This window comes from Mesorhizobium sp. M7A.F.Ca.US.006.04.2.1, assembly GCF_004022915.1.
Classification (GTDB): Bacteria; Pseudomonadota; Alphaproteobacteria; order Rhizobiales; family Rhizobiaceae; genus Mesorhizobium; species Mesorhizobium ciceri.
In genome coordinates this window covers 1-14,469 of record NZ_RZQA01000049.1, presented here as the reverse complement: position 1 = coordinate 14,469, position 14,469 = coordinate 1, and the positions used below count along the sequence as shown (strand labels likewise).

14 protein-coding genes are annotated in these 14,469 nt (G+C 62.3%); 11 read left to right on the top strand and 3 right to left on the bottom strand.

The window, feature by feature from the left end; all coding sequences use genetic code 11:
* From lgt to EN925_RS04770, 6 genes are all read left to right on the top strand, one after another.
* Positions 1–764 (top strand): prolipoprotein diacylglyceryl transferase (gene lgt, locus EN925_RS04795; RefSeq protein WP_128336377.1); only part of this gene is annotated, 764 nt, incomplete at its 5' end.
* Positions 761–1,849, top strand: coding sequence for a class I SAM-dependent methyltransferase (locus tag EN925_RS04790; RefSeq protein WP_127388289.1), 1,089 nt, complete (start codon positions 761–763; stop codon positions 1,847–1,849). The genes lgt and EN925_RS04790, both read left to right, overlap by 4 nt.
* Before the next feature lie 105 nt (positions 1,850–1,954).
* Entirely contained in the window at positions 1,955–2,749 is a 795-nt protein-coding gene (pgeF, locus tag EN925_RS04785; protein ID WP_127370313.1) for a peptidoglycan editing factor PgeF, read from the top strand.
* Complete coding sequence (locus tag EN925_RS04780; protein ID WP_013530004.1) at positions 2,749–3,900, top strand: Xaa-Pro peptidase family protein; 1,152 nt, start codon at positions 2,749–2,751, stop codon at positions 3,898–3,900. Before pgeF ends, EN925_RS04780 begins: the two co-directional genes overlap by 1 nt.
* A gap of 43 nt (positions 3,901–3,943) precedes the next feature.
* Complete coding sequence (locus EN925_RS04775) at positions 3,944–4,573, top strand: hypothetical protein (RefSeq protein ID WP_063168841.1); 630 nt, start codon at positions 3,944–3,946, stop codon at positions 4,571–4,573.
* Between the two features lie 237 nt (positions 4,574–4,810).
* Complete coding sequence (locus tag EN925_RS04770; protein WP_013530002.1) at positions 4,811–5,746, top strand: ribose-phosphate pyrophosphokinase; 936 nt, start codon at positions 4,811–4,813, stop codon at positions 5,744–5,746.
* Positions 5,747–5,758: 12 nt separating this feature from the next.
* On the opposite strand, the gene EN925_RS04765 is transcribed toward EN925_RS04770, so the two are convergent.
* Positions 5,759–6,643: a helix-turn-helix transcriptional regulator gene (locus EN925_RS04765; RefSeq protein ID WP_013530001.1), complete on the bottom strand. Its 885-nt coding sequence runs from the start codon at positions 6,641–6,643 to the stop codon at positions 5,759–5,761.
* Positions 6,644–6,794: 151 nt separating this feature from the next.
* On the opposite strand from EN925_RS04765, the gene EN925_RS04760 reads away from it, so the two are divergent.
* Complete coding sequence (locus EN925_RS04760) at positions 6,795–8,036, top strand: MFS transporter (protein ID WP_063170320.1); 1,242 nt, start codon at positions 6,795–6,797, stop codon at positions 8,034–8,036.
* A gap of 68 nt (positions 8,037–8,104) precedes the next feature.
* Here EN925_RS04760 and EN925_RS04755 read toward each other — a convergent pair whose 3' ends face one another.
* Entirely contained in the window at positions 8,105–8,962 is an 858-nt protein-coding gene (locus EN925_RS04755) for an alpha/beta hydrolase (protein WP_127368923.1), read from the bottom strand.
* 151 nt (positions 8,963–9,113) lie between these two features.
* Here EN925_RS04755 and EN925_RS04750 point away from each other — a divergent pair, with 151 nt between their 5' ends.
* Positions 9,114–9,542: a MarR family transcriptional regulator gene (locus tag EN925_RS04750; protein WP_013529998.1), complete on the top strand. Its 429-nt coding sequence runs from the start codon at positions 9,114–9,116 to the stop codon at positions 9,540–9,542.
* A gap of 43 nt (positions 9,543–9,585) precedes the next feature.
* Here EN925_RS04750 and EN925_RS04745 read toward each other — a convergent pair whose 3' ends face one another.
* Positions 9,586–11,592, bottom strand: a complete 2,007-nt coding sequence (locus tag EN925_RS04745) for an EAL domain-containing protein (RefSeq protein ID WP_032808605.1) — start codon at positions 11,590–11,592, stop codon at positions 9,586–9,588.
* A gap of 295 nt (positions 11,593–11,887) precedes the next feature.
* On the opposite strand from EN925_RS04745, the gene EN925_RS04740 reads away from it, so the two are divergent.
* The 3 genes from EN925_RS04740 to pth all read left to right on the top strand — a co-directional run.
* Positions 11,888–12,922 carry a class I SAM-dependent methyltransferase gene (locus EN925_RS04740; protein ID WP_127368922.1) on the top strand — a complete coding sequence of 345 codons (1,035 nt, stop codon included), beginning with the start codon at positions 11,888–11,890 and terminating at the stop codon, positions 12,920–12,922.
* Positions 12,923–13,170: 248 nt separating this feature from the next.
* Complete coding sequence (locus tag EN925_RS04735) at positions 13,171–13,812, top strand: 50S ribosomal protein L25/general stress protein Ctc (protein ID WP_013529995.1); 642 nt, start codon at positions 13,171–13,173, stop codon at positions 13,810–13,812.
* Positions 13,813–13,835: 23 nt separating this feature from the next.
* Positions 13,836–14,469, top strand: a 634-nt coding sequence (pth, locus tag EN925_RS04730; RefSeq protein WP_128336375.1) for an aminoacyl-tRNA hydrolase, incomplete at its 3' end; no start/stop codon positions are given.

The window sequence follows — 14,469 nt, the reverse complement described above, 5'->3', positions numbered from 1 at the left end:
GGTATGGCGTCGGCTATATCGTCGGCATCCTGTTCGCCTGGTGGTATGCCAAGCGGCTCGCCGCCAATGCCAGGCTGTGGCCGAACGGCGTCCTGCCGATGAAGCCGGAGGATCTCGACGATTTCATCGTCTGGGCGGCCATCGGCGTCGTGCTCGGAGGCCGCACCGGCTATGTGCTCTTCTATGATCTGGCGCGCTACATCGCGCACCCGCTCGATATCTTCGCCGTGTGGCAGGGCGGGATGTCGTTCCATGGCGGCCTGCTCGGCGTCATCCTCGCCATGACGCTGTTTTCCATCAAGCGCGGCATCCGCACCTGGTCGCTGTTCGATGTCGTGGCGGCCGGCGTGCCGGTCGGCCTTGGCCTGGTGCGCGTCGCCAACTTCATCAATTCCGAACTGTGGGGCCGACCAACCGACGTGCCCTGGGCGTTCGAGTTTCCCAATGGCGGGCCGTTTGCCCGTCATCCGAGCCAGCTTTACGAGGCGCTGCTCGAGGGTGTGGTGCTGTTCCTTGTGCTGCGCATTCTCACCCATTCGCGCCTCAGGCTGAAGACGCCGCGCTTCGTCGGCGGCGCCTTCATCTGCGGCTACGGCCTGTCGCGCATCTTCGTCGAGTTCTTCCGCGAGCCTGACCAGCAGCTCGGCTATCTCCTCGGCACCAACTGGCTGACCATGGGCATGATCCTTTCTACCCCGATGGTGCTGGCCGGCATCTGGGCGATGCTGACCGCCAAGCCGGTGGCACAGCCGCAGCCGGCATGACACGGCTGAAGACCCGCATCGTCGACCTGATCGAGGCCCTTGGGCCGCTTCCCGTCAACGAGTACATGGCGCTCTGCCTGTTCGACCCGGCGGACGGCTACTACACGACGCGCGAGCCCTTTGGTGCGGGCGGCGACTTCATCACCGCGCCGGAGATCAGCCAGATGTTCGGCGAACTGGTCGCGGTCTGGGTGTACCAGGTCTGGGCAGCGAGCGGCCGGCCACTGCCGGTCACCATCGCCGAGATCGGACCCGGCCGCGGCACGCTGATGAAGGACATGCTGCGCACGCTGTCGCGGCTCGATCCTGACCTGGCCAACGGCGCCACCTTCGCCATGATCGAGACAAGCCCGCGCCTGACCGAGGTGCAAAAAAAGACGCTTGGCGTCACACCCTTCGCGGTTGGCTGGCACGAAACCATCGAGACCTTGCCGCAACAATCGCTGTTCATCGTCGGCAACGAACTGTTCGACGCGGTGCCCATCTGCCAGTTCATCCGCGCCGGCGCCGGCTGGCGCGAGCGCATGGTCGGCCTCGACGAGACCAACGATCTTTGCTTCTTCGCCGGCGCCGGCTCGGTCGACCCGATGCTGCTGCCCGCCGATGCCGCTGACGCGCCGCAAGGTGCGATCGCCGAAGTGGCGCCTGCCCGCACCGCGCTCATGGCAACAATCGCCGAGCGCATATCCAGGCATGGCGGCGCCGGCCTGTTTCTCGACTACGGCCATCTCCAGCCGGGTGTCGGCGACACGCTGCAGGCCTTGCGCAGCCACGATCACGAAGATGTGCTGGCCAATCCCGGTGAGGCCGACCTCACCTCCCACGTCGATTTCGCCGCCCTTGCCGCGATCGCGCGTGCACATGGCCTCGAAGCCCATCTCACGACACAGGGCGACTTCCTGCTCGGCATGGGCATCCTCGAGCGCGCCGGCCGCCTTGGCGCCGATGCCGGCCAGGCGGCGCGCGAAAGGATCGCCGGCGACGTCGAGCGCCTCGCCGGGCCGCAAGCCATGGGCGGGCTGTTCAAGGTGCTTGCGGTGCTGCCTCGCGGCGTGGCGGTTCGGCCCTTTGCCGAGGCGGATTGACTTTTTACCGCCGCCCCTCCCAATCTCCCGTCCGCGCTTTGCAGCCTGTTCTCGACCAAGCACCTTCTTCTTGACGAAACCGCCCACACGGACAACAACGCCCGCATGCTGAATCAGACCAAACCGGATCCCGTTCGGTCGCCGCTGCTGGACAAGGCGCAGGCACAAGGCATCCGCCACGGCTATTTCACCCGCGTCGGCGGTGTTTCCGGCGGCATCTATCAGGGCCTCAACATCGGCACCGGATCGAATGACGACCAGGCGCTGGTTGCCGAGAACCGCAGCCGCGTCGCTGCCTGGATGGGCGTGCCGGCAAGCCATCTGTTGACCGCCTGGCAAATCCATTCGCCCGATGTCGTCATCGCCAGGGAGCCCTTTGCCGGCGAGCGCCCCAAGGCGGACGCTATCGTTACCGACCGGCCGGGCATCGCCATCGGCGCCTCGACCGCCGATTGCGGTCCCGTGCTGTTCGCTGATGCGCAGGCGCGCATCATCGGCGCCGCGCATGCCGGCTGGAAAGGCGCGTTCACCGGCGTGCTCGAAAACACCATCCTGGCGATGGAAAGCCTCGGCGCCCGGCGCCAAAACATCGTCGCCGTGCTAGGCCCCTCCATCGGCCCGCGAAACTACGAGGTCGGCCCGGAATTCGTCGCCCGCTTTGTCGAAGCCGACGCCGAAAACATCCTCTATTTCGCTCCGTCCGCCAATGCCGGCCATGCGATGTTCGACCTCAACCGCTACACGGTTGACCGGCTGGCCAAGGCAGGCGTGACGGCTGAGGGCCTAGACCGCTGCACTTACGCTGAGGAAGGCCTGTTCTACTCCTATCGGCGCACCACGCATCGCAAGGAGCCCGATTACGGCCGGCAGGTTTCGGCAATTGTCTTGGAGAGGGAATAATGGCGCTGCATTTTGAACGATCTGAATTTGACGCGCGGCGCGACCGGCTGATCATCGAGATGGCCGAAAAGAAGCTCGACGCCATCCTGCTGTTCGCGCAGGAAAGCATGTATTGGCTGACCGGCTACGACACGTTCGGCTTCTGCTTCTTCCAGTGCCTGGTGGTCAAGGCCGACGGTTCGATGGTGCTTCTGACCCGCTCGGCCGACCTGCGCCAGGCGCGTCAGACCTCGATTATCGACAACATCGTCTTGTGGACCGACCGCAACGGCGCCAATCCTGCGGTCGACCTGCGCAATCTGCTCAACGAACTCGACCTGCTCGGCGCCCGCATCGGTGTCGAATATGACACCCACGGCCTGACCGCCTTCAACGGCCGCCGCCTGGACGAGCAGTTGCAGACCTTCGGCCAGATCGCCGATGCGTCCGGCATTGTCGGCCGGCTGCGCCTGTTCAAGAGCCCGGCCGAGATAGCCAAGGCCGAGAAGGCCGCCAATCTCTCCGACGATGCGCTCGACGCGGCACTGCCGCTGATCAAGCAAGGCGGCGACGAAGCTCTGATCCTGGCCGCCATGCAGGGCGCGATCTTCGCCGGCGGCGGCGACTATCCGGCCAACGAGTTCATCATCGGCTCCGGCGTCGATGCGCTGCTGTGCCGCTATAAGGCCGGCCGCCGCAAGCTCACCAAGAACGACCAGCTGACGCTCGAATGGGCCGGCGTCTTCAACCACTACCATGCGCCGATGATGCGCACGGTGCTGACCGGCAAGGTGTCGAAGCGCCATCAGGAACTGTTCGACGCCGCCCGCGCAGCACTCCTGGCTGTCGAGAAGGCGATGATGCCGGGCAACAGCTTCGGCGACGTCTTCGATGCGCATGCCCGCACCATGGAGGCACACGGCCTGACCAAGCACCGGCTGAACGCCTGCGGCTATTCGGTCGGCGCCCGCTTCACCCCGTCCTGGATGGACATGCCGATGTTCTACCAGGGCAATCCCGAACCGATCGCGCCCAACATGACGCTGTTCGCCCATATGATCATCATGGACTCCGACACCGAGACGGCGATGACGCTTGGCCGCACCTACCTGACCACCGAATCCCAGCCCAGGCCGCTGTCCCGCCATGATCTCGACTTGATCGTAAAGTGAATCCACAGTGGGAGGCGTTCTTCGCCAAGGAGTTAGAAGGCAAATGAGACGATCGCATGTGACGACCGTGTCATTGCTTGTGGCATTGGCTCTTGCCGCCTGCACCAACGCAAAGGACGTGCTCGAACCGTCGGCGATCACCCCGCCGGCGACGTCGACCCAGACGCTGCCCGCAACGTCAGGCAACACGGCGGCAACGGTTCCGGCCGGACCCGCCACCAGCACGTCTGGCGCTCCCGCAACCGCCGCCGCACCGGTCACATCAGCCCAAAGCGCTGCCATCCTGTCGAAGACCCGCTTGCAGATCGCGCCGATCGTAGGCGCTTCGGTGGAAGCTGCGACACCTCTGACGGCGGAGTTGCAGACCCGTGCCAGGCAGCGCGGCATCACTCTCGCCGGCAGCGCCGACCAGACCGTGACACATGTGCTGAAGGGCTATTTCTCGACGATGTCCGAAGGCGCCGACACCACCGTCATCTATGTCTGGGACGTCTATGACCCCGCTGGCAACCGGCTGCACCGCATCAATGGCCAGCAGAAGGCTCCGTCGGTCAATTCCGGCGCCAGCGCGGGCGGCGACAGCTGGAAGGGGATCTCGCCGGCCACCATGCAGGCGATCGCCGACCAGACCATCGACCAGTTCGCCGCCTGGCTCGGCGGCAAGGCGGGCTAGAGGCATCGGACCCCAAAGTGGAGACGGTTTTGGGAAAATCCGATGCCCAATGAGAAGAAGAACCAGCACAAGTCCCCTGCTCCCTGTTGCAGTCCGGCGATGGCGCGGAGCTTTCTTGAGTTTAGCCGGCGGATTCCCGATCTCGGCGCTTGCAATACCAGCGCGGGCCGCTAAAAGCCCGGTTAAAGGGCGCAAGCGAGTCCGTCAGGCCTCATCATCCTCCACCAGGAACCGTGCATGAAACTCTTCGCGGGCAATTCCAACAGGGTGCTGGCCGAAGCAGTCGCCCGGTACCTCAACGTCCCGCTGGGCAAAGCCACGGTCAGGCGCTTCGCCGACCAGGAAATCTTCGTCGAAATCCAGGAAAACGTGCGCGGCGAGGATGTCTTCATCCTGCAGTCGACCTCGTTTCCGACCAACGATCATTTGATGGAATTGCTCATCATGATCGATGCCTTCATGCGCTCCTCGGCCAAGCGCATCACGGCGGTCATCCCTTATTTCGGCTACGCCAGGCAGGACCGCCGCGCCTCCGGCCGCACGCCGATCTCGGCCAAGCTGGTTGCCAACATGATCACCCGCGCCGGCGTCGACCGCGTTCTGACGCTCGACCTGCATGCCGGCCAGATCCAGGGCTTCTTCGACATCCCGACCGACAATCTGTTTTCCGTGCCGGTCATGGCCCGCGACGTGAAGGCCAAATACAAGCAACTCGGCAACGTCGTGGTGGTTTCGCCCGACATTGGCGGCGTGGTCCGCGCTCGTGCGCTGGCCAAGCGCTTCGATGCGCAACTGGCCATCGTCGACAAGCGCCGCGAACGGCCGGGCGAATCGGAAGTGATGAACATCATCGGCGCGGTCGCCGGCAAGGATTGCCTGCTGATCGACGACATCGTCGATTCCGGCGGCACGCTGTGCAATGCCGCCGATGCACTGCTGGCCAACGGCGCCACCAGCGTCACCGCCTATATCACCCACGGCGTGCTGTCGGGCGGTGCCGTTGCCCGCATCAGCGGCTCGAAGCTGCAGGAACTGGTGATCACCGATTCCATCCAGCCGACCCAGGGCGTGCTCGACGCGCCCAACATCCGCGTCATCTCGATCGCCGACCTGATGGGCGAAGCCATCTCGCGCACGGCGACTGAGGAATCGGTGTCGAGCCTGTTCGACTAAACCCGCCTGCCCTTAAGGCGCGGAGCTTTCCAACCGAACCGGGCCGATCAGGCGACGAGCGACCTCGACGTTCTCGCGTGCGCCGCGCATATAGCCGCGCGGCGAGGTCCCCAGCATGCGCTTGAACATGGTGATGAAGGCCGGCACGCTGTCATAGCCGAGATCAAGCGCCACCCTGGTGATCGGCTCGCCGTCCGCCAGCCTGGGCAGCGCCGCGAACAGGCAGGCCTGCTGGCGCCATGTCGACAGCGACAGGCCGGTCTGGCGCTGGAAGGCGCGCGTGAAGGAACGGCGGCTCATGCCGGCTGCATCGGCCCACTCGTCGATGGTCGCATGCGGCGACGGTGCTGCGACGAAGCGTCGGCACAGCGCCGACAATCTTGGATCGGACGGAAATGGCAGCCCGAGAGGCCGTTCCGGCAAGGTCGGGATTTCGTGCAGCAAAAGGTTCATGATCAGCCCACCGCGTCCTTCCAGAACGCCGCCTTGCGGGAGCTTCTCCGATTCCACGATCAGGCTGTGCATCAGGTCGGTGACGCCCACAACGCGCAAGCCTTCGGGCAGCCCCGGGATCGCCTGTGGCATGACATAAACCGAACGCATCGAGACGTCGCCCAGCATCTCGACGGAATGCTCGGTGCCGGCTGGAATCCACATCGCGTGGTCGGGCGGCACCATCCAGCGCCCGTAGCGTGTCGTCACCAGCACCACACCGACAAGCGCATGCAAGAGCTGGCTGCGGCTGTGGCGGTGCTGTGGCACGCGGTAGCCGTCAGGATATTCGGTCGGCAATGCCACCGCCGGCCCGGCCACTTGCTCAAGCCACTGCCAGCGGCTCTCGTGCAACTGGCCGAGATTGGCATTGCCAGCGTGAAAGACTTCTTTGCCGTGCGGCATCTAGTTATGGCCCAGTTGCGAAACTATTGGACCAAACCACGAAAGAAGTCGTCTCGCAAGCGGCTTATAAGGCACCGTCCCTAGGGTGGCCGCAAGGAGCGTCCGCCAGTTGCCTGCGGGCGTGCCCGCCAAAAAGACCACGGAGCCTACCTTGACCGATACGACAGCAGCCAGCGTCGCCCCACCGGCGAGCGCCAGTCACGCCTCAGCCCAGGCGACGGCCTTCACGGTCATCCTGGCGGTGAGCTTCTGCCACTGCATCAACGACATCATGCAGTCGCTGCTATCGGCCATTTACCCGCTCCTGAAAGAGAATTATGGCCTCGATTTCTGGCAGATCGGCTTGTTGACCTTCACTTTCCAGGTGACCGCATCCTTGCTGCAGCCGCTGATCGGCATGATCACCGACAAGCGGCCGATGCCCTATTCGCTGCCCTACGGCATGGCGTCGTCGCTGATCGGCCTGATCGTGCTCGCCTATGCCGGGCATTATTCGCTGCTGCTGATCGGCGCCTCGCTGATCGGCATCGGCTCGGCGATCTTCCACCCGGAATCCTCGCGCATCGCCCGCTTCGCTTCCGGCGGCCGCTTCGGCCTGGCGCAGTCGCTGTTCCAGGTGGGCGGCAATTTCGGCCAGTCCATGGGGCCGCTGCTGGCGGCCTTCATCGTCGTGCCGTTCGGCCAGACCAGCATTTCCTGGTTCGCCGTCGGCTCGCTGATCGGCATCATCGTTTTGTGGCAGGTCGGCGGCTGGTACAGCCGGCTGCGTGCCGCGCAGGGCACCCGCAAGGCGGCGAGCTTCGTTTCGCCCTTCCCGCGCCGCAAGGTGATGAATGCATTGATCGTGCTGACACTGCTGGTGCTGAGCAAGAATGCCTACATCGCCAGCCTCGCCAGCTACTACACCTTCTATTCCATGCATAAGTTCGGCGTTTCTGTGCAGATGAGCCAGGTCATGCTGTTCCTGTTCCTCGGTGCCTCGGCGCTGGGCATCCTGCTCGGCGGCCCGTTCGGCGACCGCTACGGGCAAAAGGCGATGATCTGGTTCTCCATCGTCGGCGTGCTGCCCTTCACGCTCGCCCTGCCCTACGCCAATCTGGAATGGACGATGGTGCTGACGGTGCTGATCGGCCTGATCCTCTCCTCGGCGTTCTCCAACATTGTCGTCTTTGCGCAGGAGCTCGTGCCGGGTCGCGTCGGCATGATCGCCGGCATCTTCTTCGGCTTCGCCTTCGGCATGGGCGGCATCGCGGCGGCCGTGCTCGGCGTCGTCGCCGACATGAAGGGCATCGATTTCGTCTTCCAGATCTGCTCCTATTTGCCGTTCCTTGGATTGCTGACCGTGTTCCTGCCCAACATGAAGGAAGCGCGCAAGGCGCAGGCGGCCGCCTAGATCAGGCCTGAAACCCACGCAAGGAAAAGCACCCGCCGGACGGCGGGTGCTTTTTTCGTTCCAACGGCCTATGCTTTGAAGAAGGCCAGCAGGTCGGCATTGACGATGTCTGCATGGGTCGTGGCCATGCCGTGCGGGAAGCCCTTGTAGACCTTGAGCTCGCCCTTCTTGAGCAGCTTGATCGTCAGCAGCGCCGAGTCCGCGATGGGAACGATCTGGTCGTCGTCGCCGTGCATGACCAGCACAGGCACGTCGATCGCCTTCAGATCCTCGGTGAAGTCGGTTTCCGAAAAGGCCTTGATGCAATCATAATGCGCCTTGGTGCCGCCCATCATGCCCTGGCGCCACCAATTGTCGATGACGCCCTGCGATACCTCTGCGCCCGGGCGGTTGAAGCCGTAGAACGGACCTGATGGAACGTCGCGGAAGAACTGGGCGCGATTGGCTGCCTGCGCGGAGCGGAAGCCGTCGAACACTTCGATCGGCAGGCCGCCGGGATTGGCGGCAGTCTTGAGCATGATTGGCGGCACCGCGCCGATCAGCACCGCCTTGGCGACACGGCCGCCGGCGCCATACTTGGCGACATAACGCGCCACTTCGCCGCCGCCGGTCGAATGGCCGACATGGATGGCGTTCTTGAGGTCCAGATGGGCTGCGAGTTCCGCGACGTCGGCGGCATAGGTGTCCATCTCGTTGCCGATATCCGTCTGGGTCGAGCGGCCATGGCCTCGGCGATCATGGGCAATGACACGGTAGCCCTGTGACACGAAGAACAGCATCTGGGCGTCCCAATCGTCGCTGCTCAACGGCCAGCCGTGATGAAAGACGACAGGATGCCCGGTCCCCCAGTCCTTGTAGTAAATCTGCGTTCCGTCCCTGGTGGTGATCGTACCGCTGCCGGAGCCGGGCTTGGTTTGCGAGGTCATCTCAATCTCCTTCTGGTTATTTTCGCGATAAACAATATCGCGATAACGACATAGCTAACGCGGCCTAAAACCCTTGTCCACACAAATATGTATCGCGATATCATTTTTCGTGGTATCGAAATGATGCCCACATTGGCAAAAGGAATGCGCCGTGCCTCTCCCGTTGGACAATCAGCTCTGTTTCACGCTCTATGCCACCAGCATGGCGATCAACCGCACCTACAAGCCGATGCTGGACGAGATGGGCATCACCTATCCGCAGTACCTGGTGTTGAACGCGCTTGGAGAGGCCGACGGCATGTCGGTCGGCACCATCGCCCATCGGCTCGCTTTGGAATCGAGCACCGTCACGCCGCTGGTGAAGCGAATGGAGCAGGCCGGGCTGGTGACCCGCCAGCGCAGCCAGACCGACGAACGCCAGGTGCAGGTCGATCTGACATCAGCCGGGCGCGCACTGCTTGTCCAATGCAACTGCCTGAACGAAGCCTTGGTCGAACGCTCGGGCATGACGCTGACTGAGCTCGATGCGCTGAACCGGCAGATCCAGGCGTTACGCGCCGCGTTGACCGGCGACCGCTAGCACGGCTTGACGACGGCTAGCCAAACGTCGGAAGAGGCCACCATCATGCGGACTTAAGCACGGCAAATGGCCGTTTGCGCATGGCTCGCTTTGCCTGGAAACTGACGGCGGGAGCGGGACGGCCGACATGGAAGCCCTGGATCTTGTCTATGCCGAATTCGCGCATAAGGGCCATCTGCTCGTCTGTCTCCACCCCTTCGACCAGGATTTTGTGGCCGCGATTTCGAACCAGGGTGATAATGTCCTGCAGCATCGCCTTGCCGCTCGGAGAGCTGCAGTCATGCAGAAACGAGCGATCGATCTTCACCGTATCGAAATCGATCAGGCGAAGCCACGAAAGGCCCGCAAAGCCGGTCCCGAAATCATCAAGCCAGATCTTGATCCCGAGCAGCTTCAGGTCGCTGATGCAGCGCAGGATGTCGGAGTGCATCTCCATCTCCAGCCCTTCGGTGATCTCGAAGGCCAGCCTGCTGCCTGCGACACCCGTCTCGCCCAGAATGGTCGCGACCGACGTCGCGAAGCCCGGTGTCTTGAGCTGGATCGGGGAGACGTTGACACTGACGACACGGACGTGGTCGTCCGCCAGCAGTTCGGCGCACACTGTCCTTATCGCCCAGCGCCCGAGTTCCAGGATCGCACCGGTCCGTTCGGCGACCGGAATGAACAGGCTCGGCGGAACCGATGTGCCGTCGAGCATCTTGAGGCGCATCAGAGCCTCCACCGCTTCAACCCGGTCCGATTTGACATCCTGGATAGGCTGGTAAACGAGTGAAACGAGATTCTGGCCGATCGCGATCTTCAGCAAAGCCGCAATGTTCTCGCTCTCGTCACTGCTTTGCGGGTCGGTTGGATCGAACAGCCGGGCACAATTTCGGCCGCCGGCTTTTGCCAGATAGAGAGCGCGATCGGCCTCGTGAATGATTTTCTCCAGCTTGGCCCCGGTCTGCGTCCGGGTGAATGCGGCGCCAACGCTTACCGTTACGATCGAGACGCCGTCGCGCCGCAGTTCGTGCGTCAGAGCCAGGTTCTCCACCGTGCTGCAAATGGCTTCCGCAATGTCCAGGATCTGCTCCTTTTTCTCCATGCGAGCCAGGACGATGAACTCTTCGCCGCCATAGCGGCCGATGGAGCCATTATACTGTTTGATCATATCGCTAAGGGCATTGGCGACATGGATCAGGCAGCGGTCGCCTTCCTGATGGCCGTAGCAGTCATTGAACTTCTTGAAGAAGTCCACGTCGATGAGGATCGCCCCAAAGCTGGTGCCGACCTTTTGCCAATCGTTCCAGTAGTCTCGCAGCTTCTCGTCGATCGCGCGCCGGTTCTCCAGACCCGTGAGCGGATCGGTCCGCGACAACCTCAGCAGGGCCTTGCCGCGTTCGGTCGCCTCATTGTGCTGGATCTTGGCTTCCAGGGCGTTCAGGAAGACGTTGTAGCGTTCCTCGTTCAGTTTCCAGTTCACATATGAGGTGAACGTGAAACAAGAAACATAGAAAGCCCCAAATACCATTTTGTATATGAGGGTTGATGGAACAAAGTAATTTACGATATAAAGTATACATAAGATTATTGTCGAGGTTACGATAGAAAGCTTGAAATTGAATGTAAAGAAAAGATTGGCGCTCATCATGAATATGGTCCCAAAGACCATATAGTAAGAGACGCTTTCCTTGTCCGCGCCCATAATCGCCGGACACAGCCAACCAACATAGCCAAAGATGATGGCCCCGGCGCAGGTCACGTCGAGCCATTCCGTCCCGACGCCGTGGCGAAGCTGCGCTTCCAGGATCAAAAGCGCGCTCAAGCCGACCGCGAAGCGCGCCGTGATCGTATAGGCGGCCACATCCGGGATCAGCAGCAGATCCGTTGCCGAAAACAAGAGATAGATCGCAACTGCGATCCAAAGCCCTGGCCTGGCTTCCCCTCTTCGCGTCGCCCGGGCTTCGGTGCGGTAGAGGGCGCGAAGTTCGTCGGCCCCCAGTTCGTAGCGCGGCTCGTACGGCTCAGCATCAACCGTATCGGCCAATGCGGATGACACGTGTTCGTTCATCACAATCGACCCCTTTTGAAAGGGATTTTGTTTTCCGAACTCATTTCCAGCTTCTGCCCCCACGCGGGCCGGCTCCTTGGGACGCGACGGCGATTGCGAACGCCGGGCAAACAAATGCAATCGCGCAAGACAAGTTTCCGTTAACTCGAACCCGGAATCCGGCTCGGAAGCTGATTAACCAACGAACATGGTTGGCGGGAAATTAATCATAAACCTAAAATGCCGTCGGCCCGACATTGGCAAAGGGAGCATTCTACGCAATAAGTTAACCGACTGTTAACTATGGAGTGATGGCGTGCAGACCGTTCTTGATGGCAAAAGCTTGATTACTGCCGAGATGCTCGCCGGCACGCTGCCTCGGGGAAAGATCGAGCATCATGGCGAAGCGTTCGAAACCGCGCGCGCGGAGCTTGCCCTCATTCTCCACGCGACACAGGAGCAGGTCGAACAGGACAAGAACCCGGCCGAGATCGTCGGCCGCTTGCTGTCCTTCCTCAATGGCCTGCATTCCAAGGTTCATCCCGACGTCTGGCATGCGTTGATACCGGTCGCGCAGAACCATCCGATCCTGAAGTATTTTCTCGAGGATCCACTGACGCACTGGTCCTTCACCAAACCCAGGGGCTATTCCGGCGACGCGCAGTTGCTCGACTACATCTATTGTGATCCGCACGTGGCAGAGAGCGTGGCGAACGCCTCGGAGGTCGGCAAAGCACTCTATAGCCATACCCAGAACGTACCGTCATGCGTCGCGGCCCGGGAACGACGCGACCTCCTGACCCGATATGTCGACGAGATCGCGGCCAAGAACGGACCGGAAACCGAGGTTCTGGCGATCGCGGCCGGCCATTTGCGGGAAGCCAATCGTTCGGTCGCCCTGACGGAGGGCCGTCTCAAGCGCTGGGTTGCGCTCGACCAGGATCCCCAGAGCGTTGGGCTGATCTCGCGCGACTTCCAGGGCACCGCCGTCGAAGCCATCGACGGCTCGGTGCGAACCGTGCTCACGCGGGGCCACAAGCTCGGCAAATTCGACTTCATCTACGCCTCCGGCCTTTACGACTACCTCGCCCACAACGTCGCGGTGAAACTCACGAAGACCTGCCTGCAGATGTTGAAGCCGAACGGAACATTCCTGTTCGCCAACTACGCCGAGGGCACCCCCGACGCGGGGTATCGGGAGACGTTCATGGACTGGGTGTTGCTGCTGCGATCGGAGGTCGATATGTGGAACATCGTCAATGCCAGCGTCGACCGCAACACCGTCGAGGCGCAGGTATTCTTCGGCGAGAACCGCAACGTGCTCTATGCCGTCATCGAAAAGCGCGGATAGGGCCGTCTGGGCTGCACCAGGCCGGTCGTGCCTTTGGCTTGCACCTCCGGCCGCCTTCCGCTATAGAGCCGCCACCCGCGTAGACACCCTTGGAGGCAACGCGGCGGAAGGCCGCCTTCCCGCATGATCCCGAAAAGTGGATTCCGGTTTTCGGACCAGATCATGCATGGGTATGTCGGCTTTCGACGTTTACGGTCCAGGCACTCTGCCCACCGTGAGCGCTCCAGAACAAACCGAAAGGAAATGCCATGAGCCACGACACTTACGAGCTCAAGGCCGAAGCACGCGAACAGGTCGGTAAGGGGTCCGCCCGTGCAGTTCGCCGCAACGGTAAAGTGCCTGCAGTAATTTATGGTGACAAGCAGCCTCCCCTGGCTATCGCGCTCACCTACAAGGACATCTACTACAAGATCCATGGCGGCGGGTTCCTGACCACGATCGCCACGATCGATGTCGATGGCAAGAAGATCCAGGTCCTGCCGAAGGACTTCCAGCTCGACCCGGTCAAGGATTTCCCTGTCCATGTCGACTTCCTGCGCATCGGCAAGGACACCGAAGTCAATGTCGACGTGCCTGTCCACTTCATCAACGAGGACAAGTCGCCCGGCATCAAGCGCGGCGGCGTGCTCAACATCGTGCGTCACGAAGTCGAGTTCCACTGCCCGGCCAATGCGATCCCGGAATTCATCACCGTCGATCTCACCGGCGCCAACATTGGCGATTCGATCCACATCTCGGCGGTCAAGCTGCCGGCTGGGGTCAAGCCTGTGATCTCCGACCGCGACTTCACCATCGCGACCATTGCCGGTTCGTCGGCGATGAAGCCGGAGACGGAAGAGACGGCTGAAGCGGCTGCACCTGAAGCGGCTCCTGCCGCCGAAGAGAAGTAACTCTTTCACGCCCGGAGCAGGCGATGCTGCTGTTTGCAGGTCTCGGCAATCCGGGCGCGAAATACGCCGGCAATCGGCACAATGTCGGTTTCATGGCGGCGGACGCAATCGCCCGCCGCCATTCCTTTTCGCCCTGGTCGAAGAAATTTCAGGGCCTGATCGCCGAGGGCTCGCTCGGCGGCGAAAAAGTCGTCCTGATCAAGCCGCAGACCTTCATCAACCTGTCCGGCCAGTCGGTCGGCGAAGCGCTGCGCTTCTACAAGCTCGAGCTTTCCGCGCTCACCGTCTTCTATGACGAGATCGATCTTGCCGAAGGCAAGCTGCGCATAAAGACCGGCGGCGGCGCCGGCGGCCATAACGGCATCCGTTCGATCGATGGCCATGTCGGCAACGCCTATCGCCGCGTACGCATCGGCGTCGGCCATCCAGGCGTCAAGGAAATGGTCCAGCACCATGTGCTCGGCGATTTCGACAAGGCGGACCGCGAATGGCTTGACCCGCTGCTCGACGCGATCGCCGACAACGCCGCCATGATCGCCAAAGGCGACGAATCCGGCTTCATGAACAAAGCCAGTCTCGCCGTCCAGGGCAAGGCCGGGCCGGAGCCCGAAAAATCGGCACCTAAGCAGCCGGCGCAGAAGCAGCAAAGTCACGTCC

Bases quoted from the DNA above. Each gene is read 5' to 3' on its own strand.
- EN925_RS04775 (WP_063168841.1), top strand. From the start codon at position 3,944: ATGAGACGATCGCATGTGACGACCGTGTCATTGCTTGTGGCATTGGCT.
- EN925_RS04735 (WP_013529995.1), top strand. From the start codon at position 13,171: ATGAGCCACGACACTTACGAGCTCAAGGCCGAAGCACGCGAACAGGTC.
- pgeF (WP_127370313.1), top strand. From the start codon at position 1,955: ATGCTGAATCAGACCAAACCGGATCCCGTTCGGTCGCCGCTGCTGGAC.
- EN925_RS04755 (WP_127368923.1), bottom strand. From the start codon at position 8,962: ATGACCTCGCAAACCAAGCCCGGCTCCGGCAGCGGTACGATCACCACC.
- EN925_RS04780 (WP_013530004.1), top strand. From the start codon at position 2,749: ATGGCGCTGCATTTTGAACGATCTGAATTTGACGCGCGGCGCGACCGG.
- EN925_RS04770 (WP_013530002.1), top strand. From the start codon at position 4,811: ATGAAACTCTTCGCGGGCAATTCCAACAGGGTGCTGGCCGAAGCAGTC.
- EN925_RS04745 (WP_032808605.1), bottom strand. From the start codon at position 11,592: ATGAACGAACACGTGTCATCCGCATTGGCCGATACGGTTGATGCTGAG.
- EN925_RS04790 (WP_127388289.1), top strand. From the start codon at position 761: ATGACACGGCTGAAGACCCGCATCGTCGACCTGATCGAGGCCCTTGGG.
- EN925_RS04765 (WP_013530001.1), bottom strand. From the start codon at position 6,643: ATGCCGCACGGCAAAGAAGTCTTTCACGCTGGCAATGCCAATCTCGGC.